Source organism: Streptomyces cucumeris, from assembly GCF_024295805.1.
Classification (GTDB): domain Bacteria; phylum Actinomycetota; class Actinomycetes; order Streptomycetales; family Streptomycetaceae; genus Streptomyces; species Streptomyces cucumeris.
Genome location: NZ_JANCLX010000010.1, coordinates 57,276 through 80,830, shown reverse-complemented (window position 1 = coordinate 80,830; position 23,555 = coordinate 57,276). Strand labels below are relative to the sequence as shown.

The window sequence follows — 23,555 nt, the reverse complement described above, 5'->3', positions numbered from 1 at the left end:
GCGCGGCCGTGGCAAGCCGCCCTGTGCCCGGGGACGAGGCCGTCAGGGAGATGTCGGGGGGACCTGGGCCTGGAGGAGGGCGCGCAGACGGGTGGTGCGGTCCTTGAACGGGATCTCCGCCACCGCCCGGGGCAGCGCCGCATCCGCGCCGTGCACCACGGACAGATGGCGCTCACCACGGCTGAACGCGGTGTAGACCCACGACCGGGTCAGAGCCGACACGGCGTCCCCCGGCAGCACCACGACCGCCGCGGGCCACCGCGCCCCGGCGGCCTGGTGCGCGGTGATCGCCCAGCCGTGCCGCAGCAGTTCACCGACGTCCTCACGCGCCACCACCACGGGTGTGCCGCCGCAGTCCAGCCGCAGCCCGTCGGCCTCCGCCGACACCACCGTGGCCAGGACCGTACGGCCCGGGGCCGGGGTGTACGCCACGCGGTCGCCCGGGTCGAAGCCGCCGAACCGGCCGGGGCCCGGGTTCAGCCGTTCCTTGAGCGCCGCGTTCAGCGCCCGCGTCCCGGCGGCACCGCCGTGGCCCGGGGTGATCACCTGCGTCCCCTCCGGCGGCACGCCGATCGCGCGCGGCACCGAGTCGGCGACGAGCTGCACTGTGCGGTGCACCGCCTCGCCCGCGTCCCGCACGGGCACGATCACGACCTCCTTGCCCGGTGCCTCGACCTGGTTCAGCTCGCCGATGCCGATCCCGGAGACCAGCTCACCGACCGGCCCCGGGTCCGGGGTGCGGGAGACGACCTGCGGGCAGCGGCGGGCCGCCAGCAGATCCGCGAAGACCCGCCCCGGCCCCGCCGACCAGAGCACACCGGGGTCGCCGCTCAGCACCAGCCGTGCGCCGTCCGGCAGTGACTCGACGAGCATCGCCGCCGTCTCGACGTCGAGTTGCGGCGCGTCCAGCACGGCCAGCACGTCGAGCTCCAGCGCCCCTTCCTCGTCGCGGCCGGGGCCCTCGCCGCCGGACAGCAGCCCGGCGACGGTGACGGCCGACGGCGCCGCGTCCCCGGCCGCGTCGGCGTCGATCAGCGCGGCCAGCCGCCGTCTGCCGTCCTCGCTGTGCGCCGCGGCGTACGCCCGCAGGCCCATCGCGCGGGCGGCGGCGACCAGCGCCGCCGGTTCGGCGCGGGCCGCCTCGCCACCGCTGTGGGCGACCAGGCCGTGGTCCGCCACGGTACGGATCAACTCGGCGGCGGAGGCGGACGGAGCGGCGGCGGCAGCCTTCTCCCAGTCGGCCGCCGCGGGTCCGTGGACCGCCCCCGGCCCGTCGGCCGGTTCGTCGTCGGCGGACCGCTCCGCCGGGACGGCCGGTACGGAGAAGGTGCTGGCCAACCGGGCCAGACCGTCCGCCAGGCTCTCTTCCGCCAGTGCGTAGCGGTCCAGTCCCAGCAGGATCCGCACGGGCTGTTCGGCGTCCTCCTCGCCGTCGTCGCCCGCGGGGCGGGCGGCTGCCGGAGCGTCCAGCGCGTCCTGGAACACCAGCACCTCGCCGTCGGCGATCACCGTACGCAGCGCCTCGTCCGGGTCGGGCACGGACACCTTGGCGAGCGCGGTGCGCAGCGCCCCGGACTCCAGCGCGGTGTGTCCCTCGAGAGCGGCGCGCTCCAGCAGCCAGCCGGTGAGCGCCCGCACCCGGCGCTCGTCGTCCGGACGGCACTCGGGGCCGAGCAGCGCGCGGGCGAAGCCGTCGGCCTGCTCGTGGCGGACCCCGGGGACCGCGAGGAGCTGCCAGGGGTCTTCCCGCAGTGCCTCGGCCGCCCGCTCGCCGAGCACCTCGGCCACCTGCCCGGCCAGCGACTCGGGCGCCCCACCGGCGGTGAGCACCTGCCGGACACCGGCGGCTCCCGGCACCTCACCGTCCGGACCGCGCCTCGGGCGGGACGCGGCCCGCACCGCGCCCTCGGCCGGGCCGGGCCGGGGCTGCGGCGGCCGGGGCGCCGCCGGGGCGGCCGGGGCGGGTGCCGGACGACGGGCCGGAGCGGGCTCGTTGAAGAACGACGCGGCTGACCGCTCACCGCTCTCCACGGCCCGCACCGCGGCCGCGAGTGCCTCGGCGGCGGCCGACCGCCGCCCCTTGCCGCCCCCGCCGGTCTTCTCGGGGGCGGTGTCGGCCGCGTCGGGCGAGCCCGCGCCCTTCGGCGCGCCGGTCCCGGCGGCCGGGCCCGACGCCTCAACCTCTCCGGCGGAGTCGCTCGCCGTACCCCCGCTGTCCATGCCGTCTCCGTTGCCGACCCGCTCGCGGGCGGGGGCGGGCGAGCCCGCGGCCGCCGACGCCTCGGTCCCGCTGTCCGTGTCCGACCGCCCCGCGCGGTCGTCATCGCCGTCAACCGGCTCATGGGTCGGGTCGGCCGCGCCGCGTACAGCGGCATCCGGCTCGCGGGCCGGGCTAGGCGAGCCCTCCGCATCCGCCCCCGCGCGGGTGTCCGTGTCCGCCTCCTCGGGGGCCTCGCCCGACTCGGCCGCGCCACGCCCCTGGTCGTCCGGGCCGGCCTCGGCGCCCTCCGAGGCCACGGACGCGGCGACGCCCGAGGGTGCCGGTTCCGCCCGGCTCCCCGCGGGCTCGCCCGCCCCGGTGGCGCCACCCCCGGCATCCGCTTCCGGCGCGGGCGCCGCCTGCGGGGCGGTGCCGGCCTCCTCGGGCGCGGATGCGGCCTCGCCGGCGAGGCGGTCGCTACTCACAGCGTGCTCCAGTCCTGATCGGGATAGCGGTGCACGGGCGCCGACACATCGTCGAGCGCCTGGCAGATCTCGTCCGGAAGACTAAGGGTCTCCACCGACAACGCGGCCCTGAGCTGCTGGGCGTTGCGCGCGCCGACGATCGGCGCGGCGACGCCCGGCCGGTCGCGGACCCACGCGAGGGCGACCTCCAGCGGGGTGGTGGCCAGACCGTCGGCGGCTATGGCGACCGCCTCCACGACACGGCCCGCCTCCTCGTCGAGATACGGCGCGACGAAGGCCGCGAGCTCGGAGGCGCCGCGGGAGTCCGAGGGGGTCATATGGCGGTACTTGCCCGTCAGCACGCCCCGGCCGAGCGGGGAGGACGGCAGCAGCCCGATACCCAGATCGAGGGCGGCGGGCAGGACTTCGCGCTCCACTCCGCGCTGGAGTAGGGAGTACTCCATCTGGGTGCTGGCGAGCCGGGTGTGCGCACCGGAGGAGGCGAGCTGCCAGGTGGCGGCCTTGGCGAGCTGCCAGCCGCAGAAGTTGGAGACGCCCACGTACCGGGCGCGTCCGCTGCTGACCGCGATGTCCAGCGCCTGGAGGGTCTCCTCGAGCGGGGTCACCGGGTCGAAGGCGTGCACCTGCCACAGATCGACATAGTCCGTGCCCAGCCGCTCCAGCGAGGCGTCCAGCGCGGCCAGCAGATGGCCGCGCGAACCGTCGAACCGCCGGTCGGGATCGGGCACGCTGCCCGCCTTCGTGGCGATCTGGAGGTCGCGCCGGGGCACCAGCCCCTCCAGAAGCTGCCCGAGGAGGTACTCGGCACCGCCGTCCGCGTACACATCCGCGGTGTCGACCAGTGTGCCGCCCGCCTCCCAGAACGCCTTGAGCTGGTCCGCGGCGTCGTGTTCGTCGGTGTCCCGCCCCCAGGTGAGCGTGCCGAGTCCGAGCCGGGAGACGCGCAGGCCCGTGCGGCCGAGGTGCCTTTGCTCCATGAACGTCGAGATTACTGGCCGGAATGCGAGCCGTGGCGGGCTGTGGATAACCTCCCTCTGCCGTATCGCGGCCTCGCGCGCTAGAGTCCCCGGAACAGGGACGTTACTGATCAGTATGAGGTGCGGTATGAGGCTCGGAATCAACCTCGGCTACTGGGGCGCGGGGATGGACGCGGACAACCTCGCGGTCGCGCGTGAGGCCGACCGGCTCGGCTACTCGGTCTGCTGGGCGGCCGAGGCGTACGGCTCGGACGCCGCCACCGTGCTCGCCTGGGTCGCCGCGCAGACCGAGCGCATCGACGTCGGCTCCGCCATCTTCCAGATCCCGGCCCGGACGCCCGCGATGACGGCGATGACCGCGGCCACCCTCGACACCCTCTCCGGCGGCCGCTTCCGCCTCGGCCTGGGCGTCTCCGGTCCGCAGGTCTCCGAGGGCTGGTACGGCGTGCGGTTCGACAAGCCGCTCGCCCGCACCCGTGAGTACGTCGAGGTCATCCGCAAGGCGATGTCCCGCGAGCGGCTGACCCACGAGGGCGACAACTGGACGCTGCCGCTGCCCGGCGGCCCCGGCAAGGCGCTCAAGCTCACGGTGCACCCGGTCCGCGAGCACATCCCGCTGTACATCGCCGCCATCGGCCCCAAGAACCTGGAGCAGACGGGCGAGATCGCCGACGGCGCGCTCGTGCTGTTCTACGCCCCCGAGCACGCCGAGGAGACCACCCTCGGTTCGCTGCGCGCCGGCCGGGCCAAGGTCGGCAAGGACCTCGAGGGCTTCGACGTGGTGCCCACCGTGCCGATGGCCGTCGGTGACGATGTACGCGGCCTGGCCGACCACTTCCGTCCGTACACCGCGCTCTACGTGGGCGGCATGGGCAGCGCCAAGCAGAACTTCTACAACAAGCTGGCGCAGCGCATGGGGTACGAGAAGGAGGCCGCCGAGATCCAGGAGAAGTACCTCAGCGGTGACAAGGCGGGCGCCGCCGCGGCCGTGCCCCACGAGCTGATCGACTCCACCTCGCTGATCGGCCCCGTCGAGCGCATCGCCGAGCGGATGCAGGCGTACGCCCAGGCCGGGGTCACCACCCTGTCGCTGACCCCCGCAGGCTTCACGCTGGAGGAGCGGCTGGCCGGTCTGCGGGCGGGTGTCGAGGCGCTGGAACGGGCCGGGGTGGCCTGAGGCCTACGGAGAAGTCCTGCGGCCGTGGTGGGGGCTCGGGGGTCTTCCCCGCCACGGCCGTCACCGTGCACAACGCCCCCGCGCCCGAGTGGTTACGCCCGCGCGCGCCTTCCGCGGATTCGCCCATGTGGACGAGCCGGACCCCTCACCTGTTGCCGCCGCGTACCCCCGGCATTTGACTTCTTCTGCGCGGAGGTCGTGCACGGAGCGCACGGAGGTGGCGGCGATGCTCTCGGCGAAAAGTGTCTTCCAGGAGATCCTCGACAACGACGAGGCGTTCCGGCTCTTCTGCTCCATCGCGGCCAGCGGCGAGGCCCAGGGCGGCTGGGAGAACGGCCGGATCGCCGCCCTCGTGCCCGACAGCCAGCGCGCCCTCGCGCCCAAGATCGCCCGGCATGGCGCCGACGAGGACAAGCACGGGCGCATCTTCAACGCGCTGCTGCGCAAGCGTGACCTGGAGCCCATCGAGGTCCCGCGCGACACCGACTACACCATGCTGCTGGAGGCGCGCGGTATCGGTCTGGCCCACGACAAGCTGCGCCGGGACGAGCCGCTGACCGAGCACGACATCGTCGTCTACCTCGCCCACAGCAGGGTCACCGAGCAGCGCGCGGCCGCCCAGATGATGCTGCTGCGCAAGTGTTTCGGAGACCATCCGGTCCTCGGCCGCGCGGTGGAGATGATCTCCAATGACGAGGACAACCACCTCGCCTACTGCCACGAGGAGCTGCTGCGGCTGGCCGCCGTCGGGTACGGCCGGACCATCCAGCGCACCCTGCGGGACAGCGCACTGGTCGAGATGGAGGTCTACCGGTCGGTCAGCCTCGCCGTGATGTCCCATATGGGGCACATCCTGGGCTGGTCCAAGGCGAAGTCGTCGCTGCTGGCGGCGGGTGTGCGCGCCATGTACGGCTTCGAGCGGCTGGGCGGCTGGCGGCGGATGGTCACCCTGCGGATGCCCGAGCGGCGGAACGCCCTGGGCGGTCCCTCGCCGAGCGCCTCAGAGGCCCCCGAATTCGCCTGAGCCCTTCGCCTGAGTCCGTCCGCCTGAGCCCCGGCCGCGTGACCGGGTCCGCGGACCCGGTCACGCTCAGAGCCAGCCGCGGCGCTTGAACATCCGGTACAGCAGCGTGATCGCACCGGCCATCAGCAGCAGCACCGCCGGATAGCCCCACGGCTGCTCCAGCTCCGGCATGACGTCGAAGTTCATCCCGTAGACCCCGGCGATCAGCGTCGGCACCGCGGCCATCGCCGCCCACGCCGAGATCTTCCGCATGTCGTCGTTCTGCCGGACGCCCATCTGCGCGAGATGGGCGGCGAGGATGTCCGACAGCAGCCGGTCCAGCCCCTCCACATGCTCGTTCACCCGGGTCAGATGGTCGCTGACATCACGGAAGAACGGCCGTGACCCCTCGTGGACGAACGGCACCCCGGCACCCGCGAGCCGCGTCATCGGCTCGGCCAACGGACCCGTCGCCCGGCGGAATTCCAGCACCTCCCGCTTGAAGGCGTAGATCCGCCCCGCCGTGTTGTGCCCGGCCACGCTGTCCGGCGCGAAGACATCGGTCTCCAGTCCGTCCAGGTCCTCGTGGAGCTCGTCCGCGACATCGAGGTAGTGGTCCACGACCGCGTCGGCGACCGCGTACATCACCGCCGTCGGACCGTGCCGCAGCACCTCCGGCGCGTCCTCCAGCCGCTCCCGCACCGCGCCGAGCGGATTGGACTCCCCGTGCCGCACGGTCACCACGAAGGAGTCACCCACGAACACCATGAGTTCACCCGCGGTGACGGTGCCCGCCTTGTCGTCGTACCGGACCGGCTTGAGCACCAGGAACAGGGAGTCGTCGTACACCTCCAGCTTCGGTCTCTGGTGGGCGTGCAGGGCGTCCTCCACGGCCAGCGGATGCAGTCCGAACTCGCTGGTCACGAGCTCGAACTCGTTCGCGGTCGGCTCGTGGAGCCCGATCCAGAGGAAGGAGTCCCCGGCCGCGCGCGCCTGGTCGAGGGCGTCGGAGAAGTCGGCGGGTCCCTCGGTGCGGCGCCCGTCCTGGTAGATGGCACAATCCACGATCACGCGGGGCATTCTGCCGCCCTTGCCTCCGATACGCACAGCGGGGCGGTGCCGAGGATGCGTGAGCACCCCCGCTGAGGTGCCCGTCCAGGGTCGTAGGGTGGCAGCCATGCCCATGCTGATCCTCGTACGGCACGGCCGGTCCACCGCGAACACCGCGGGTGTACTCGCGGGCTGGACGCCCGGTGTCGCCCTCGACGAGCGCGGCGCCGCACAGGCCGCTGCGCTGCCCGACCGGCTGGCGCGGCTGCCGCTCGCCGCCGCCGTCACCAGCCCGCTCCAGCGCTGCCGGGAGACGCTCGCCCCGCTGCTCACCGCCCGCCCCGGGCTGCCCCTGCACACCGAGGAACGGATCGGGGAGTGCCACTACGGCGACTGGTCGGGCCGCAAACTGGCCGAGCTCGCCGATGAACCGTTGATGAACGTCGTCCAGCAGCACCCCTCCGCCGCCGCCTTCCCCGGCGGTGAGTCGATGCGCGCCATGCAGGCGCGGGCGGTCGACGCGGTGCGCGACTGGAACGCCCGGATCGAGGCGGAGCACGGCCCGGACGCGGTCTATCTGATGTGCTCGCACGGCGACATCATCAAGTCCCTGGTCGCCGACGCCCTCGGACTCCACCTCGACCTCTTCCAGCGCATCTCGGCCGAGCCCTGCTCGGTCACCGCGATCCGCTACACCCCGACCCGGCCGTTCCTCGTGCGGCTCGGGGACACCGGCGACTTCGCGGGGCTGGTCCCGCGTGAGCACGCCCCCGGTGACCAGGGCGGGGACGCGGCGGTGGGCGGCGACGCGGGAGCGCCGTGAACGCCGTGCGCGGGCGCGACGTGATCTCCGTGCGCAGTAGGGTGGTGCCGCGGCGCGCACACGCCGTGACCGCCGTGACCGGGCAGTCGTGACATTCAGCAATCAGCAGTCAACCAGCCGAGCAGTCGAACCAAATGGAGCAGGACGTTGTCCCGTCAGGTGTTCCTCTATGACCCGCCGGACCGTTTCGTCGCCGGTACGGTCGGGCTGCCTGGTCGCCGCACCTTTTTCCTCCAGGCGTCCGCCGGTGGCCGCACCACCAGCGTCGCGCTGGAGAAGACCCAGGTCGCCGCGCTGGCCGAGCGGATAGACGAGCTGCTGGACGAAGTGGTCCGGCGCACCGGCGGAAACGCCCCGGTCCCCGCCGTCGCACCGTCCGAACTCGCCGACACCGAGCCGCTGGAAGCCCCCGTGGAGGAGGAGTTCCGGGTCGGCACCATGGCGCTCGCCTGGGACGGCGAGGAACAACGCATGATCGTCGAGGCACAGGCCCTCGTCGAGCTGGAGGCCGAGTCCGAGGAGGACCTGGCCGAGGCCGAGGAGCGGCTGCTCCAGGACGATGTGAACGGGCCGCCCATGCTGCGGGTCCGGCTCACCGGCACCCAGGCCCGCGCCTTCGCCAAGCGCGCCCTGGACGTCGTCAACGCGGGCCGCCCGCCGTGCCCGCTGTGCAGCCTGCCGCTCGACCCGGAGGGACACGTATGTCCGCGCCAGAACGGATACCGCCGCGGGGCGTGACGCCCCCGGAGCCGTCCGAGCTGCTGGCCCTGGGCGAGCTGACGGTGCGCGGCCGGGTCCGGGAGGCGTCCAACGCGGTGCTCTACTGCACGGTCGAGTACATGGGCCACAGCGCGCCGTGCGTCTACAAGCCGGTGGCCGGGGAGCGCCCCCTGTGGGACTTCCCGGACGGCACCCTCGCCCAGCGCGAGGTGGCCGCGTACGAGATCTCCGAGGCCACCGGCTGGGGGCTGGTCCCGCCCACGGTGCTGCGCGACGGTCCGTACGGGCAGGGGATGTGCCAGCTGTGGGTCGAGGTGGCCGACGGCGAGGGCCTTGACGACGAGGCCGGGTCCGGGACCGGCACCGGGGACGGTACCGAGCTGCTGGCCCTGGTCGAGGGCGATGAGCCCGGCCCCGGCTGGAAGGCGGTCGGCTTCGCCGAGGTGGGGGAGGGCCGCACCGCGCTGCTGGTCCACGCCGACGACGTACGGCTGCGCCGGCTGGCCGTCCTGGACGCGGTGATCAACAACGGTGACCGCAAGGGTGGCCATCTGCTGCCCGCCGCCGGAGGACGGCTCTACGCGATCGACCACGGTGTGACCTTCAACGCCGAGGACAAGCTGCGCACCCTGCTGTGGGGATGGGCGGGGGAGCCGCTTCCGGACGATGTGCTCGAGGTGCTGGGCCGGTTGGCCGGGGAGCTGGCCGACGGCGGACCGCTGGGCGCCCGGCTGGCCGAGCTGATCACGGCCACCGAGATCGAGGCGCTGCGGGCCCGGGTGGCCGGGCTGCTGCGCACCGGGGCGCACCCCGAGCCCAGCGGACAGTGGCCCGCGATCCCCTGGCCGCCGGTCTGAAACCGGCGGGGCGGCGGGCCCCCTCGCGGTGCCCCCGGCGTACCGCGTCGCGGCTGTCGAACAGGGGTACAGCACCTTCGGGGAAGGAACGCAAGAGCGCCTATCCGGCCAACAGGTCTGGTCCGGTTCGTATCCGGAACTGGCATCCGGTTACGCTCATTGCATGTATGCCTGGCCCGCTTCTGAGGTTCCCGCCCTGCCTGGCAGAGGCCGCGACCTGAGGATTCACGACACCGCGACCGGGGGTTCGGTCACCCTGACCCCCGGCCCCGTCGCCCGCATCTACGTCTGCGGTATCACTCCGTACGACGCGACCCACATGGGGCATGCGGCGACCTACAACGCGTTCGACCTCGTTCAGCGCGTGTGGCTCGACACCAAGCGGCAGGTGCACTACGTCCAGAACGTCACCGACATCGACGATCCGCTGCTGGAGCGGGCCGTGGCCAACGGCGACGACTGGACCGCGCTCGCCGAGCGCGAGACGACGCTCTTCCGCGAGGACATGACGGCGCTGCGGATGCTGCCCCCGCAGCACTACATCGGCGCCGTGGAGTCGATACCGGGCATCGTGCCGCTGGTGGAGCGGCTGCGTGACCTGGGCGCCGCCTACGAGCTCGAGGGCGACATCTACTTCTCCGTGGAGTCCGACCCCTCCTTCGGATCGGTCAGCGGGCTGGACGCCGAGGCGATGCGGCTGCTGTCCGCCGAGCGCGGTGGCGACCCCGAGCGCCCCGGCAAGAAGAACCCCCTCGACCCGATGCTGTGGATGGCCGCCCGCGAGGGCGAGCCGAGTTGGGACGGCGCCTCGCTCGGCCGCGGCCGCCCCGGCTGGCACATCGAGTGCGTGGCCATCGCCCTGGACCACCTCGGCATGGGCTTCGACGTCCAGGGCGGCGGCTCCGATCTCGCCTTCCCGCACCATGAGATGGGCGCCTCGCACGCCCAGGTCCTCACCGGTGAGCGGCCGTTCGCGCAGTCCTACGTGCACGCCGGGATGGTCGCCCTGGACGGCGAGAAGATGTCCAAGTCCAAGGGCAACCTGGTCTTCGTCTCGGCGCTGCGCCGCGAGGGCGTGGACCCGGCGGCCATCCGGCTCGCGCTGCTGTCCCACCACTACCGGGCCGACTGGGAGTGGACGGACGAGGTGCTGCGCGAGGCGCGGGAGCGGCTGGACCGCTGGCGCGCCGCCGTCTCGCGGCCGGACGGACCACCGGCCGACGCGCTGGTGGAGGAGATCCGCGAGGCGCTCGCGGACGACCTCGACGCACCGTCCGCCCTGGCCGCGGTGGACCGCTGGGCCGCCGCCCAGTCGTCCTCCGGCGGTACGGACGAGGGGGCGCCCGGCCTGGTCTCCCGCGCGGTCGACGCGCTGCTGGGAGTGGCGCTCTGACCGCCCGCTGACCGGCCCCTGACCCACGGGAACGGGCCCGCACCGGACACTTCTTCCGGTGCGGGCCCGTTCGCCGTACGGTGCGCGGGGGCGGTGGTCAGCCGTCGGAGCCGGTCCGGTCCTCCCCGCCGCCGGTGTCCCCGTCCCCGGTGTCCGCGTCGGTGGACTCGTTCCCGTCGGTGCCGGTGCCGGTGCCGGTGGTGGGGCCGTCGGAGCTCTCGGCGGCGCTCTCGTCGCCGTCCGGGCCCTCGCTCTCCTCCCTGGCCACGTCGTCCTTCGGGGACGGCTTGCGCGGGCGTGTGTGGCCGCCGGCGGAGTCCCGCAGATACGAGCCGGTGCCCGGACCCTCCCGGCCGTCCGCGACACCTCCGCTCTCGGTGGCGTGGCCGCCCGGACCGGGCTGGCCGTCCCGCCGCCGCAGATAGCGCTCGAACTCGCGGGCGATGGCCTCGCCCGACGCCTCCGGCAGCTCCGCGGTGTCGCGCGCCTCCTCCAGCGACTGCACGTACTCCGCCACTTCGCTGTCCTCGGCGGCCAGTTGGTCCACGCCGAGCTGCCAGGCCCGTGCGTCCTCGGTCAGCTCGCCGAGCGGGATCCGCACCCCGATCAGGTCCTCGAGACGGTTGAGCAGCGCCAGGGTCGCCTTCGGATTCGGCGGCTGCGAGACGTAGTGCGGTACGGCCGCCCAGAGGCTCACCGCCGGAACACCGGCGTGGGTGCAGGCTTCCTGGAGGATGCCGACGATGCCCGTGGGGCCCTCGTAGCGGGTCTCCTCCAGGTCGAGGCTGCGGGCCAGATCCGGATCGGAGGTGACGCCGCTGACCGGTACCGGCCGGGTGTGCGGGGTGTCGCCGAGCAGCGCGCCGAGCACCACGACCATCTCCACGCCCAACTCATGGGCGTAGCCGAGGATCTCGTTGCAGAACGACCGCCACCGCATACTGGGCTCGATACCGCGCACCAGCACCAGATCGCGGGTCTTCTCACCGGTGTCCGCGCGGACGACGGAGAGCCGGGTCGTCGGCCAGGTGATCTTGCGGACCCCGGACTCCAGGGCCACGGTGGGACGGTTCACCTGGAAGTCGTAGTAGTCCTCGGCGTCGAGAGCGGCGAAGACCTCGCCCTTCCACTCCCGGTCCAGGTGCCCCACCGCGGTGGAGGCCGCGTCCCCGGCGTCGTTCCAGCCCTCGAAGGCACAGATCATGACCGGGTCGATCAGCTCGGGAACCCCCTCAAGCTCGATCACCCAGCGCCTCCTTCCGACCGGGGCGGACGGGTCGGTGCCGCCCCCGGTTCCAGTTCCATTGCGTGCGCACTAAGCCTACGGCTTAACGGGCCCTCCACCGCAGCCCCCGTACAGCGCGACACACAGATTCATCCGACCTGTACCCCCTGATCCGCCGCGCATTCCTGGACGGGATGCGAACAACGGCGCTATACATCGGACCACCGAAAAAGATCGGATGTTCTATTGCGTTGTGTTCGGAGGGTCTCGGCCGTCCGCGTACGCACACCCCGGAGGGACAGCCGCCCCGCACGGGCACGGATCAGCCCAACTCGCCCTTCGCTCAAGGGAACTGAGGTGTCATCCGTCATGGGAGCGCAGCCACTGCTCGACACTCGCGATGTGCACCGTCGCCCAGGAGTGCGCCGCCTCCGCGTCCCGGTCGCGCAGCGCGCCCAGGATCGCCCGGTGCTCGTGCAGGGTGCGGCGCACGGCGTCCTCATGGGTCAGCCCGCGCCACACCCGGGCCCGGGTGGTGGGGCCGGAGAGGCCGTCCAGCAGCGCGCAGAGCACCGAGTTGCCCGACGCCTGGACGATGGCGCGGTGGAACGCCAGATCGCAGGCGACCAGCTCCTCCACCGACGGCGCCGGTCCCAGCGCGTCCAGCTCGGCGGTGAGCGCGTCCAGCTCGGCGTCACCGATCCGGGTACAGGCCAGCGCGGTGGCCGCGGGCTCCAGGATCCGGCGCACCGCGAGGAACTCCAGCACCGTGTCGTCCCGGTGGAAGTCGACGACGAAGCTCAGCGCCTCCAGCAGCAACCGGGGGTCCAGACTGGTGACATAGGTGCCGTCGCCCTGGCGTACGTCGAGGATCCGGATCAGCGACAGCGCGCGCACCGCCTCGCGCAGCGAGTTGCGGGACAGGCCGAGGTCGGCGGCGAGCTCGCTCTCCTTGGGCAGCCGGTCACCCGGGCGCAGCGCCCCCGAGACGATCATGTCCTTGATTTTTTCGATCGCCTCGTCGGTGACCGCCATGGTGGACCTCCCCGGAGCAAACATCCGATCTCTGGGATCCATTATGGCGTGAGCGATGGCATGAGCGATCCGGTGGTGCCCGCCGGGAACACCACCGGACCGGATGCGCGGCGCCGGGAAGGGACTCAGGAGGGGCTCAGAAGCTCTCAGGGGGGCTCAGAAGGTGAACGGCCCCGGTGACTGCGCCGATGTGGCCGTGCAGTTCACCGTGATGAAGCCGAAGACGACCAGCTTCAGCGACTTGGCCTCCAGTTTGTCGCCCGCCGCGACCGTGCCGTTCAGCGGGCCGGTGGTGACAGCGGAGTTGGCGGGAATGGCCGGGTTGGCGTTCCCGGTGAAGGTGGTGGTCCCCGAGCCGTTCTTCGACAGTGTCAGGGTCGACTTCACCGCCCCGGCCGGGACATCGAGGGGCGTCGTGACCGCCGACGAGGACAGGGTGATGGTCGCGGAGGTGCCGTTCTGTGTGGCGACGAGCGTCGCCGATCCGGAGCCGAAGGCCCCGCAGTCGGCCGTGATGGTGGCGGTCGTGGGGGTGACCGCGGAGGCCGTCGGCGCCAGGGCGAGCGCCCCGGTGGCCAGCGCCGCTGTTCCCAGTGCCGTACTGATCCCGAGCGTGATGCGTCTCATGGGGGTGCCTTCCGGTGTGGGGGAGGTGCGTGAAGCGGAACGTGCTGACTGCCCGTCAGAAGAGGGGGTCGCTGTCATTGATGCGCGTGCCACCGAAGAAGGCAAGAGCGATCCCGCTGATTTTTCGCCCCACCGGACCGGGGGCTCTTCGTAAGCCCCAACTGCCCTAGGTGTGAGAGGTCGTCTGCGGCTTCCCGGAGGCCGCCCGGGCGGAAGGAGTGATCCTTCCGCCCGGCCGTCCGGACCGGCAGCGGCCCGCGGGGGTCAGGCGCGCTTGCCCAGCAGGTCCTCGACCCGGCCGCGGATGTCGTCCGAGTCCAGACCGCGGATGGTGAGGGTGGTGCGGCGGCGCAGCACATCGTCCGCCGTCTCGGCCCACTCATGGTCGCGGGCGTAGACGACCTGCGCCCAGATCTCCGGGGCGTCCGGGTGGATTCGCTCGGCGAGCGCCGGGTCGGCGCTGGCCAGCCGCGCGATGTCGAAGGACAGCGAACCGTAGTGGGTGGCCAGGTGGCGCGCGGTGTCCGCGGCCATCCGCGGACCGGGGGTACCGCCGTCCACCAGCAGCCGGTGTTCCACGGCGTGCGGGTTGGCGATACCCGGCAGCGGCATGTGCTTGGGGAGCTGCTTGACCGGCTCCATGTCGTCCGCGAGCGGACGGCCGGGCAGCTCGGCCAGCTTCTGCATCACGGTGCGGCCGATGTGCCGGAAGGTCGTCCACTTGCCGCCGGCTATGGACAGCATGCCGCCCTTGCCCTCGGTGACCACGGTCTCGCGCTTGGCCTTCGCGGTGTCGCCGGGGCCACCGGGCAGCACCCGCAGGCCCGCGAAGGAGTAGGTGATCAGATCACGGGAGAGCTGCTGGTCGCGGATGGAGAAGGCGGCCTCGTCCAGGATCTGGGTGATGTCGTTCTCGTTGACCGCGACATCCGCCGGGTCGCCCTCGAACTCCTCGTCGGTGGTGCCGAGCAGCAGCATGTCCTCCCAGGGGAGGGCGAAGGTGATGCGGTACTTGTCGATGGGGGTCGCCAGCGCCGCCTTCCACGGCGCGGTGCGCTTGAGCACCAGGTGCGCGCCCTTGGACAGCCGGATCGACGGAGCCGCGCCCGGGTCCTCCATCCGGCGCAGGTGGTCCACCCACGGTCCGGTGGCGTTGAGCACCAGCCGGGCGTTGACGCCGAACTCGGTGCCGTCGGTGCGGTCCTTGAGCTCCGCGCCGGTGACCCGGCCGTCGGTCATCCGCAGTCCGGTGACCTCGGCGTGGTTGAGCACGGTGGCACCGGCCTCGGCCGCCGCGCGGACCGTCATCAGGGCCATCCGGCTGTCGTTCATCTGGCCGTCGCCGTAGACCGCGACCGCCTTGAGGCCCTCGGTGCGCAGCTCCGGGACGTCACGCGCGGCCTTCTCGGGCTTAAGGACATGGCCGACGCCGTCCCGGAAGGCGGAGAGCGCGGAGTAGGCGAAGACACCCGCGCCCAGCTTGGCCGCGCCGTGCGGACCGCCCTTGTACACCGGCAGGTAGAAGGTCAGCGGATTGGCCAGGTGCGGAGCGACGGTGCGGGAGACCGCGCGCCGCTCGAAGTGGTTCTCGGCGACCAGCTTGACCGCCCCCGTCTGGAGGTAGCGCAGGCCGCCGTGGAGCAGCTTGGAGGAAGCGGAGGAGGTGGCGCCGGCGAAGTCGCCGGCGTCCACCATCGCCACCCGCAGCCCGGACTGCGCGGCGTGCCAGGCAGTGGTGATGCCCAGGATGCCGCCGCCGATCACCAGGAGGTCATAAGAAGCCTTGGACAGCTGTTCCCGGGTTTCGGCGCGGCCCGGGTTCGAACCGACAGCCGGGTGCGTTCCGAGCGACGGAACGCTCTGCAGGGTGGTCATTGTGTTACTCCTCGTCCTCGATCCAGCCCAGGGTCCGCTGCACGGCCTTGAGCCAGTTCTTGTACTCGCGGTCGCGTACGTCCGCGCCCATACGGGGGGTCCATTCCGCGGCCCGGCGCCAGTTGGCGCGCAGGGCCTCGGTGTCGGGCCAGAAGCCGACGGCCAGGCCGGCTGCGTAGGCCGCGCCGAGGCAGGTGGTCTCGGCGACCATCGGGCGCACCACGGGTGCGTCCAGGGCGTCCGAGAGGGTCTGCATCAGCAGGTTGTTGGAGGTCATACCGCCGTCGACCTTGAGGGCGCTGAGCTCCACACCGGAGTCCTTGGTCATCGCGTCGACGATCTCGCGGGTCTGCCAGGCCGTGGCCTCGAGCACCGCACGGGCGATGTGCGCCTTGGTGACATAGCGGGTCAGACCCGCGATGACACCGCGCGCGTCATCGCGCCAGTACGGGGCGAACAGACCGGAGAAGGCCGGTACGAAGTAGGCGCCGCCGTTGTCCTCCACCGAGCTGGCCAGCGTCTCGATCTCGGCGGCGCTGTTGATCAGACCCATCTGGTCCCGCATCCACTGCACCAGCGAACCGGTGACGGCGATGGATCCCTCGAGGGCGTAGACCGGCTTCTGGTCGCCGATCCGGTAGCCGACCGTGGTCAGCAGCCCGTTGTAGGAGTTGACCGGCTTGTCGCCGGTGTTCATCAGCAGGAAGGTGCCGGTGCCGTAGGTCGACTTGGCCTCGCCCTCGGAGAAGCAGGTCTGGCCGAAGAGCGCGGCCTGCTGGTCGCCGAGTGCGGAGGCCACCGGGACGCCCGCGAGGACGCCGTCGGCCGTGCGGCCGTAGACCTCGGCGGAGGAGCGGATCTTCGGCAGCACCGCGGCCGGGATCTGCATCGACGCCAGGATCTTCTCGTCCCAGTCGAGGGTGTGCAGGTTCATCAGCATGGTGCGGGAGGCGTTGGTGACGTCGGTGACGTGCACACCGCCGTTGACTCCGCCGGTGAGGTTCCAGATGACCCAGGAGTCCATGGTGCCGAAGAGGATGTCGCCGGACTCGGCGCGCTCCCGCAGCCCCTCGACGTTGTCGAGCAGCCAGCGGATCTTCGGGCCCGCGAAGTAGGACGCCAGCGGAAGGCCGGTCTCCCGGCGGAAGCGGTCCTGGCCGACGTTGCGGCCGAGCTCACGGCACAGGGCGTCGGTACGGGTGTCCTGCCAGACGAGCGCGTTGTGCACCGGCTCACCGGTGTTCTTGTCCCACAGCAGGGTGGTCTCGCGCTGGTTGGTGATGCCGATCGCCTTGACGTCGGCGGAGGTGATCCCGGCCTTGGTGATGGCGCCGGTGACGACTTCCTGGACGTTCTCCCAGATCTCGGTCGCGTTGTGCTCGACCCAGCCCGGCTTGGGGAAGATCTGCTCGTGCTCCTTCTGGTCGACGGAGACGATGCGTCCGTCGCGGTCGAAGACGATGCAGCGGCTGGAGGTCGTGCCCTGGTCGATGGCCGCGATGAAGGGGCCGTGACCGTGGGACGAGGCGCTGGTGGTGTGGGTGTCGCTCATGTTCTGAGGCTCTCCTGCGTGTCTGGGGGTGGGGGCTAGACGAAGGCGATCTCGTAGATACCGCCCGCGAGGGCACCGCCGAGGAGCGGGCCGACGACCGGGATCCATGCGTAGCCCCAGTCCGAGCCGCCCTTGTTGGGCAGCGGCAGGAGGGCGTGGGCGATGCGCGGGCCCAGGTCACGGGCCGGGTTGATGGCGTAGCCGGTGGGGCCGCCGAGCGAGAGGCCGATGCCCACCACGACCAGCGCGGTGATGAGGACGCCGATGGGGCCGAGGCCGTTGCCCTCGTTGTTCAGCCCCTGCGTGAGGATGGCGAGCACCAGCACCACGGTGCCGATGATCTCCGTCAGCAGGTTCTGCACCGTGTTCCGGATCTCCGGGCCGGTGGAGAACACTCCCAGAACCGGGCCCGCGCCGCCCGCGGCCTGCTTGACGTCGGCCGCGGCCGTGTCCTGCGCACCCGGACCGCCGACGATCTCGCGGTCGGTGAGGTGGGCGTGGAACTGACCGAGGTAGGCGAGCCAGACCAGGATCGCGCCGAGGAAGGCACCGGTCATCTCACCGAGCAGGTAGAACGGCACATCGCTCCACTCGGCCTTGTCGGTGAGGGCGAGCCCGAGGGTCACTGCCGGGTTGAGGTGCGCTCCGGAGAGCGGCGCGGATATGTACGCGGCGGTGAGCACGGCGAAACCCCACCCGAAGGTGATGGCGAGCCACCCCGCGTTGAGCGCCTTGGAACGCTTCAAGACGATGCCGGCGACGACGCCACCGCCGAGCAGAATGAGAACGGCGGTACCGATGGTCTCGCCGATGAAGATGTCGGAGCTGGACACCCGCGACTCCTTTGTCCTTCGTCCAGGGGAAGGCGAACCCCCGGGTCCCTCCGGTGGTCCGCGCCCTCAGGTGAGGGCGTTGGTCGGCCCGCGGCGAGTCCACCATAGCGAATATTGTCGTTAGGTGTTCGACAATGCCGACCGATGCACGGCAGTTTTCTTCACGGGGGAGACCTCGTCAAGGGTCGTGTGGCGGAAAAATCGCGGGTATGTGAAACCGTTGTGAACCGGTGCGGACCTGGGCGGACGTGATCAGAAGCGGCTTGCGCCGAGATCCCGGGACACGGCGCGGGCGCAGTCCCGGACCGCCGCCACGAGCTCCGAGCGCAGCTCTCCGCCGTCGCACACCCGTTCCACCGCGCCGGTGATGCCCACGGCCCCCACCGGCAGCCGCCGGCGGTCGTGGACGGGGGCCGCGACCGATGCGACGCCCTCCCAGGTCTCCTCCACGTCCGAGCCCCAGCCCCGGGCCCGGGTGAGGGCGAGGACGCCCTCGAACTCCTCGGCGCCGGTCACCGTGCGCGGGGTGAACTCCTTGCGCTCGCCCTCGGCCACCTCGCTGTGGGCCACCGGGTCGTAGGCGGAGAGCACCTTGCCCAGGGCGGTGGAGTGCAGCGGGTGCATGGCGCCGACCTCCAGCACTTGACGGCTGTCGTCCGGGCGGAAGACATGGTGGACGATGAGCACGCCCTGCTGGTGCAGTACGCCCAGGTACACGCTCTCGCCGCTGGAGCGGGCGAGGTCGTCGGTCCACACCAGCGCGCGGGCGCGCAGCTCGTGGACGTCCAGATAGCTGTTGCCCAGGCGCAGCAGCTCCGCGCCGAGCTGGTAGCGGCCCGAGGCCTCGTCCTGCTCGACGAAGCCCTCCTGCTGGAGGGTGCGCAGGATGCCGTGCGCGGTCCCCTTGGCCAGGCCCAGGGTGGAGGCGATATCGGACAGTCCCAGACGTCGCTCACCACCGGCGAGCAGGCGTAGCATCGCCGCAGCTCGCTCCAACGACTGGATGTTCCGGGCCATCGCCAACCTCCCGACCGTGTTCGACAATGCTGAACACTATCGGTCCATGCCGACGTTGCGGTACAGGAGGGCATACGAAAACGATCAACCTTCATCACACGGCGCCGTCCCGGAAGGTGGAACGAACATCGCCGTTCGGCGTCCGGCGGCTACGCTGGCCTGGTGCGCCCCCCTCGGACGGGGGCGCAAAGCCGACAGCCGTCGCACTCCAGGGAGCACTTCCATGGCCTTGCACATGCCATCGCCCACCGCAGCCGCCCGAGCCGACGCTCTCCGCGAGGCGCTGGCCACCCGTGTGGTGGTCGCCGACGGCGCGATGGGAACGATGCTCCAGGCGCAGGAGCCCAGCCTCGATGACTTCGAGCAGCTCGAGGGCTGTAACGAGATCCTCAACCTCACCCGCCCCGACATCGTCCGGTCGGTGCACGCCGCCTACTACGAGGTGGGCGTCGACTGCGTCGAGACCAACACCTTCGGCGCCAACCACGCCGCCCTCGGCGAGTACGACATCGCCGACCGCGTCTTCGAGCTGTCCGAGGCCGGTGCCCGGATCGCCCGCGAGGTGGCCGACGAGTTCGCCGCCGACGGACGCCACCGCTGGGTGCTGGGCTCGATGGGCCCCGGCACCAAGCTGCCCACACTGGGCCACGCCGCCTACACCGTGCTGCGCGACGCCTACCAGGCCAACGCCGAGGGCATGATCGCCGGCGGGGCCGACGCCCTGCTGGTGGAGACCACCCAGGACCTGCTCCAGACCAAGGCGTCCGTCCTCGGTGCCCGCCGCGCGCTGGACGCCACGGGGGCCAATCTCCCGCTGATCTGCTCGGTGACGGTGGAGACCACCGGGACGATGCTGCTCGGATCGGAGATCGGCGCGGCGCTGACCGCCCTGGAGCCGCTGGGCATCGACATGATCGGGCTGAACTGCGCCACCGGTCCGGCGGAGATGAGCGAGCATCTGCGCTATCTCGCCCGTCACTCGCGCATCCCGCTGCTGTGCATGCCCAACGCGGGACTGCCGGTGCTCGGCAAGGACGGCGCCCACTACCCGCTCACCCCGGCCGAGCTGGCCGATGCGCAGGAGACCTTCGTCCGCGAGTACGGCCTGTCCCTGGTCGGCGGCTGCTGCGGCACCACACCGGAGCATCTGCGCCAGGTCGTCGAGCGGACCCGTGGGCTCACCCCCGGCGAGCGGGATCCGCGCCCCGAGCCCGGCGCCGCCTCCCTCTACCAGACCGTTCCGTTCCGTCAGGACACCTCCTACCTGGCCATCGGTGAGCGGACGAACGCCAACGGCTCGAAGAAGTTCCGCGAGGCCATGCTGGAAGGCCACTGGGACGACTGTGTGGAGATGGCCCGCGAGCAGATCCGTGAGGGCGCCCATCTGCTGGACCTGTGCGTGGACTACGTCGGCCGTGACGGTGTGGCGGACATGGCGGAGCTGGCGGGGCGGTTCGCCACCGCCTCGACGCTGCCGATCGTGCTGGACTCCACCGAGGTCGACGTCATCCGGGCGGGGCTGGAGAAGCTGGGCGGGCGCGCGGTCATCAACTCGGTCAACTACGAGGACGGCGACGGCCCCGAGTCCCGCTTCGCGCAGGTCACCCGGCTGGCCCAGGAGCACGGCGCCGCCCTGATCGCGCTGACCATCGACGAGGAGGGCCAGGCCCGTACGGCGGAGAAGAAGGTGGAGGTCGCCGAGCGGCTGATCACGGACCTCACCACCAACTGGGGCATCCTCGAGTCCGACATCCTCATCGACACCCTCACCTTCACCATCTGTACCGGTCAGGAGGAGTCCCGGGGCGATGGCGTCGCCACCATCGAGGCGATCCGGGAGCTCAAGCGCCGCCGTCCCGATGTGCAGACCACCCTCGGTCTGTCGAACATCTCCTTCGGACTGAACCCGGCCGCCCGGATCCTGCTGAACTCGGTCTTCCTGGACGAGTGTGTGAAGGCGGGCCTGGACTCGGCGATCGTCCACGCCTCGAAGATCCTGCCCATCGCGCGCTTCGACGACGAGCAGGTCACCACCGCCCTCGACCTGATCTACGACCGGCGCAGCGAGGGCTACGACCCGCTCCAGAAGCTGATGGCCCTCTTCGAGGGCGCCACGGCGAAGTCCCTGAAGGCGGGCAAGGCCGAGGAACTGGCCGCCCTGCCCCTGGAGGAGCGGCTCAAGCGCCGCATCATCGACGGTGAGCGCAACGGGCTGGAGCCCGATCTGGACGCCGCGCTCGAGGAGCGGCCCGCCCTGGACATCGTCAACGAGACGCTGCTGGACGGGATGAAGGTCGTCGGTGAGCTGTTCGGCTCGGGCCAGATGCAGCTCCCGTTCGTGCTCCAGTCCGCGGAGGTCATGAAGGCCGCGGTGGCCCATCTGGAGCCGCATATGGAGAAGTCGGACGCGGAGGGCAAGGGCACCATCGTGCTGGCCACGGTCCGCGGCGACGTCCATGACATCGGCAAGAACCTGGTGGACATCATCCTGTCCAACAACGGCTACAACGTGGTCAACCTCGGTATCAAGCAGCCGGTCTCGGCGATCCTGGAGGCCGCCGAGGAACACCGCGCGGATGTCATCGGCATGTCAGGACTGCTGGTGAAGTCCACCGTGATCATGAAGGAGAACCTGGAGGAGCTCAACCAGCGCCGGCTGGCCGCCAGCTACCCCGTGATCCTCGGTGGCGCCGCCCTGACCCGCGCCTATGTGGAACAGGATCTGCACGAGATCTACGAGGGCGAGGTGCGCTACGCCCGCGACGCCTTCGAGGGGCTGCGGCTGATGGACGCCCTGATCGCCGTCAAGCGCGGTGTCCCCGGCGCGGCGCTCCCCGAGCTCAAGCAGCGCCGGGTGCCCCGCCGCGAGTCCGCACCTGTGCTGGAGCCGGAGGCGGACCAGGGACCGGTGCGCTCCGACGTGGCGACCGACAACCCCGTTCCCGAGCCGCCGTTCTGGGGCACCCGGGTGGTCAAGGGCATCCAGCAGGCCGACTACGCCTCCTGGCTGGACGAGGGCGCGCTGTTCAAGGGCCAGTGGGGGCTGAAGCAGGCCCGCACCGGCGCCGGCCCCGGCTACGAGGAACTGGTCGAGACCGAGGGGCGTCCGCGGCTGCGCGGGCTGCTGGACAAGCTGCACACCGAGAACCTGCTGGAAGCGGCTGTGGTCTACGGCTACTTCCCCTGTGTCTCCAAGGGCGATGACCTGGTCCTGCTCAACGAGGACGGCAGCGAGCGCACCCGCTTCACCTTCCCCCGCCAGCGCCGGGGCCGCCGTCTGTGCCTGTCCGACTTCTTCCGCCCCGAGGAGTCCGGCGAGACCGATGTCGTCGGCCTCCAGGTCGTCACCGTCGGCTCCCGGATCGGCGAGGCCACGGCCGAACTCTTCGAGTCCAACTCCTACCGCGACTACCTCGAGCTCCACGGCCTGTCCGTACAGCTCGCCGAAGCGCTGGCCGAGTACTGGCACGCCCGGGTCCGCGCCGAGCTCGGCTTCGCGGGAGAGGACCCGGGCGACGTCGAGGACATGTTCGCGCTGAAGTACCGCGGCGCCCGCTTCTCGCTCGGCTACGGTGCCTGCCCCGATCTGGAGGACCGCGCCAAGATCGCCGAACTCCTCCAGCCCGAGCGCATCGGCGTCAAGCTCTCCGAGGAGTTCCAGCTCCACCCCGAGCAGTCCACGGACGCCATCGTCATCCACCACCCGGAGGCGAAGTACTTCAACGCACGGTGACCGTTCCGGGACGTTCTGCCAGCGGCCATGAGGCGCCGGGCGGCGGCACGTCGTAAACTGGTCGATCCGGTAGAGGCCGGTCGCCTTCCGTTCCACGGGAGGAGGCCGGCCTTCGTGCCCCTTGTCCGGAGGTGTTTGGATGACCAGCAGCATCCCCGTCGTCAGTACCCGCACGGCCGAAGGGTCCGCACTGCAAGCCGTTCTGCTCGACATGGACGGCACCCTGGTCGACACCGAGGGCATCTGGTGGGACGCGGAGGTCTCGATCTTCGCCGAGCTCGGTCACGCGCTGGCCGAGGAATACCGCCAGGTCGTGGTCGGCGGCCCGATGACCCGCAGCGCCTCCTTCCTGATCGAGGCCACCGGCGCGGATATCGCGCTCGCGGAGCTCACCGGCCTGCTGAACAGCCGTTTCACCGAGCTGCTGGACGGCACCGTGCCGATGCTGCCCGGCGCCCGCAGGCTGCTCACCGAACTGGCCGCGCACGGTGTCCCCACCGCCCTGGTCTCCGCCTCGCACCGGCGGGTGATGGACCGGGTGCTGTGCTCGCTGGGCCCGGAGAACTTCGCGCTGACGGTCGCGGGTGACGAGATCGCCCGGACCAAGCCGCACCCCGACCCGTATCTGTTCGCGGCCGCCGGGCTGGCCGCCGAGCCGGCCCGCTGTGTGGTGGTCGAGGACACCGCGACGGGGGTGCGGTCGGCCGAGGCGGCGGGCTGCCGGGTGGTGGCGGTGCCATCGGTGGTGCCGATCGAACCCGCGGCGGGGCGTACGGTCGTCGGATCGCTCGAAGAAGTCGATCTCCCATTTCTCCAGGGGCTGGTCACGGGAATGCACTGATCGCATACTGAGCGTATTTCTGCAAATGACAGACTGAATAACCCGGGGGTCTTTTCCGCCGTGAACGGCGTCATAACGAACGTGATGTTTATCACTGAACTTGGCGTCGACGTGGGGGGTGGGTCTATGCTG

General features: G+C 71.5%; 18 protein-coding genes. 8 read left to right on the top strand and 10 right to left on the bottom strand.

The features are described from left to right. Positions 1-42: 42 nt before the first annotated feature. A complete protein-coding gene (locus NMK44_RS17265) occupies positions 43-2,220 on the bottom strand; it encodes a helix-hairpin-helix domain-containing protein (RefSeq protein ID WP_254744254.1) in 2,178 nt (725 codons plus the stop codon). 461 nt (positions 2,221-2,681) lie between these two features. Next, the gene (locus NMK44_RS17260) at positions 2,682-3,662 is read right to left on the bottom strand and encodes an aldo/keto reductase (RefSeq protein WP_254743967.1); all 981 of its coding nucleotides are present in this window, start codon (positions 3,660-3,662) and stop codon (positions 2,682-2,684) included. 127 nt (positions 3,663-3,789) lie between these two features. On the opposite strand from NMK44_RS17260, the gene NMK44_RS17255 reads away from it, so the two are divergent. Both NMK44_RS17255 and NMK44_RS17250 read left to right on the top strand, forming a co-directional pair. Continuing rightward, positions 3,790-4,839 carry an LLM class F420-dependent oxidoreductase gene (locus NMK44_RS17255; RefSeq protein ID WP_254743965.1) on the top strand — a complete coding sequence of 350 codons (1,050 nt, stop codon included), beginning with the start codon at positions 3,790-3,792 and terminating at the stop codon, positions 4,837-4,839. A gap of 226 nt (positions 4,840-5,065) precedes the next feature. Further along, positions 5,066-5,863, top strand: coding sequence for a ferritin-like domain-containing protein (locus tag NMK44_RS17250; protein ID WP_254743964.1), 798 nt, complete (start codon positions 5,066-5,068; stop codon positions 5,861-5,863). Positions 5,864-5,929: 66 nt separating this feature from the next. On the opposite strand, the gene corA is transcribed toward NMK44_RS17250, so the two are convergent. Continuing rightward, entirely contained in the window at positions 5,930-6,922 is a 993-nt protein-coding gene (gene corA, locus NMK44_RS17245) for a magnesium/cobalt transporter CorA (protein ID WP_254743963.1), read from the bottom strand. Positions 6,923-7,019: 97 nt separating this feature from the next. On the opposite strand from corA, the gene NMK44_RS17240 reads away from it, so the two are divergent. The 4 genes from NMK44_RS17240 (at position 7,020) to mshC (ending at position 10,685) form a co-directional block, all read left to right on the top strand. Next, the gene (locus tag NMK44_RS17240; RefSeq protein ID WP_254743962.1) at positions 7,020-7,715 is read left to right on the top strand and encodes a histidine phosphatase family protein; all 696 of its coding nucleotides are present in this window, start codon (positions 7,020-7,022) and stop codon (positions 7,713-7,715) included. Between the two features lie 147 nt (positions 7,716-7,862). Then, entirely contained in the window at positions 7,863-8,453 is a 591-nt protein-coding gene (locus tag NMK44_RS17235; RefSeq protein WP_254743961.1) for a DUF3090 domain-containing protein, read from the top strand. Then, positions 8,417-9,292, top strand: coding sequence for an SCO1664 family protein (locus NMK44_RS17230; protein ID WP_254743960.1), 876 nt, complete (start codon positions 8,417-8,419; stop codon positions 9,290-9,292). The genes NMK44_RS17235 and NMK44_RS17230 overlap by 37 nt, the downstream gene beginning before the upstream one ends. A gap of 163 nt (positions 9,293-9,455) precedes the next feature. After that, positions 9,456-10,685 carry a cysteine--1-D-myo-inosityl 2-amino-2-deoxy-alpha-D-glucopyranoside ligase gene (gene mshC / locus NMK44_RS17225; RefSeq protein WP_254743959.1) on the top strand — a complete coding sequence of 410 codons (1,230 nt, stop codon included), beginning with the start codon at positions 9,456-9,458 and terminating at the stop codon, positions 10,683-10,685. A gap of 97 nt (positions 10,686-10,782) precedes the next feature. Here the strand turns inward: mshC and NMK44_RS17220 are convergent, their stop codons facing one another. From NMK44_RS17220 to NMK44_RS17190, 7 genes are all read right to left on the bottom strand, one after another. Beyond that, positions 10,783-11,931, bottom strand: coding sequence for a PAC2 family protein (locus tag NMK44_RS17220; RefSeq protein ID WP_254743958.1), 1,149 nt, complete (start codon positions 11,929-11,931; stop codon positions 10,783-10,785). A gap of 339 nt (positions 11,932-12,270) precedes the next feature. Beyond that, the gene (locus NMK44_RS17215) at positions 12,271-12,945 is read right to left on the bottom strand and encodes a FadR/GntR family transcriptional regulator (RefSeq protein ID WP_254743957.1); all 675 of its coding nucleotides are present in this window, start codon (positions 12,943-12,945) and stop codon (positions 12,271-12,273) included. Between the two features lie 156 nt (positions 12,946-13,101). Then, positions 13,102-13,572: a hypothetical protein gene (locus tag NMK44_RS17210; protein ID WP_254743956.1), complete on the bottom strand. Its 471-nt coding sequence runs from the start codon at positions 13,570-13,572 to the stop codon at positions 13,102-13,104. Between the two features lie 264 nt (positions 13,573-13,836). Continuing rightward, positions 13,837-15,447: a glycerol-3-phosphate dehydrogenase/oxidase gene (locus tag NMK44_RS17205; RefSeq protein WP_254743955.1), complete on the bottom strand. Its 1,611-nt coding sequence runs from the start codon at positions 15,445-15,447 to the stop codon at positions 13,837-13,839. Positions 15,448-15,451: 4 nt separating this feature from the next. Beyond that, the gene (gene glpK, locus NMK44_RS17200; RefSeq protein ID WP_254743954.1) at positions 15,452-16,999 is read right to left on the bottom strand and encodes a glycerol kinase GlpK; all 1,548 of its coding nucleotides are present in this window, start codon (positions 16,997-16,999) and stop codon (positions 15,452-15,454) included. A gap of 35 nt (positions 17,000-17,034) precedes the next feature. Beyond that, positions 17,035-17,832, bottom strand: coding sequence for an MIP/aquaporin family protein (locus NMK44_RS17195; protein WP_254743953.1), 798 nt, complete (start codon positions 17,830-17,832; stop codon positions 17,035-17,037). A 252-nt stretch (positions 17,833-18,084) separates the two neighbouring features. Further along, complete coding sequence (locus NMK44_RS17190; RefSeq protein WP_254743952.1) at positions 18,085-18,849, bottom strand: IclR family transcriptional regulator; 765 nt, start codon at positions 18,847-18,849, stop codon at positions 18,085-18,087. Between the two features lie 223 nt (positions 18,850-19,072). Here NMK44_RS17190 and metH point away from each other — a divergent pair, with 223 nt between their 5' ends. Continuing rightward, on the top strand, positions 19,073-22,582 hold the full coding sequence (metH, locus tag NMK44_RS17185) for a methionine synthase (RefSeq protein ID WP_254743951.1): 3,510 nt from the start codon (positions 19,073-19,075) through the stop codon (positions 22,580-22,582). Between the two features lie 139 nt (positions 22,583-22,721). Then, complete coding sequence (locus tag NMK44_RS17180) at positions 22,722-23,423, top strand: HAD family hydrolase (RefSeq protein ID WP_254743950.1); 702 nt, start codon at positions 22,722-22,724, stop codon at positions 23,421-23,423. Positions 23,424-23,555: the final 132 nt, after the last annotated feature.

What these genes read in the sequence shown, in the direction of transcription:
- glpK (WP_254743954.1), bottom strand. Translation starts at nt 16,999, where the DNA reads ATGAGCGACACCCACACCACCAGCGCCTCGTCCCACGGTCACGGCCCC.
- NMK44_RS17205 (WP_254743955.1), bottom strand. Translation starts at nt 15,447, where the DNA reads ATGACCACCCTGCAGAGCGTTCCGTCGCTCGGAACGCACCCGGCTGTC.
- NMK44_RS17265 (WP_254744254.1), bottom strand. Translation starts at nt 2,220, where the DNA reads ATGGACAGCGGGGGTACGGCGAGCGACTCCGCCGGAGAGGTTGAGGCG.
- metH (WP_254743951.1), top strand. Translation starts at nt 19,073, where the DNA reads ATGGCCTTGCACATGCCATCGCCCACCGCAGCCGCCCGAGCCGACGCT.
- NMK44_RS17230 (WP_254743960.1), top strand. Translation starts at nt 8,417, where the DNA reads ATGTCCGCGCCAGAACGGATACCGCCGCGGGGCGTGACGCCCCCGGAG.
- NMK44_RS17250 (WP_254743964.1), top strand. Translation starts at nt 5,066, where the DNA reads ATGCTCTCGGCGAAAAGTGTCTTCCAGGAGATCCTCGACAACGACGAG.
- NMK44_RS17255 (WP_254743965.1), top strand. Translation starts at nt 3,790, where the DNA reads ATGAGGCTCGGAATCAACCTCGGCTACTGGGGCGCGGGGATGGACGCG.
- NMK44_RS17180 (WP_254743950.1), top strand. Translation starts at nt 22,722, where the DNA reads ATGACCAGCAGCATCCCCGTCGTCAGTACCCGCACGGCCGAAGGGTCC.
- NMK44_RS17215 (WP_254743957.1), bottom strand. Translation starts at nt 12,945, where the DNA reads ATGGCGGTCACCGACGAGGCGATCGAAAAAATCAAGGACATGATCGTC.
- mshC (WP_254743959.1), top strand. Translation starts at nt 9,456, where the DNA reads ATGTATGCCTGGCCCGCTTCTGAGGTTCCCGCCCTGCCTGGCAGAGGC.
- NMK44_RS17210 (WP_254743956.1), bottom strand. Translation starts at nt 13,572, where the DNA reads ATGAGACGCATCACGCTCGGGATCAGTACGGCACTGGGAACAGCGGCG.
- NMK44_RS17190 (WP_254743952.1), bottom strand. Translation starts at nt 18,849, where the DNA reads ATGGCCCGGAACATCCAGTCGTTGGAGCGAGCTGCGGCGATGCTACGC.
- NMK44_RS17260 (WP_254743967.1), bottom strand. Translation starts at nt 3,662, where the DNA reads ATGGAGCAAAGGCACCTCGGCCGCACGGGCCTGCGCGTCTCCCGGCTC.
- NMK44_RS17240 (WP_254743962.1), top strand. Translation starts at nt 7,020, where the DNA reads ATGCCCATGCTGATCCTCGTACGGCACGGCCGGTCCACCGCGAACACC.
- corA (WP_254743963.1), bottom strand. Translation starts at nt 6,922, where the DNA reads ATGCCCCGCGTGATCGTGGATTGTGCCATCTACCAGGACGGGCGCCGC.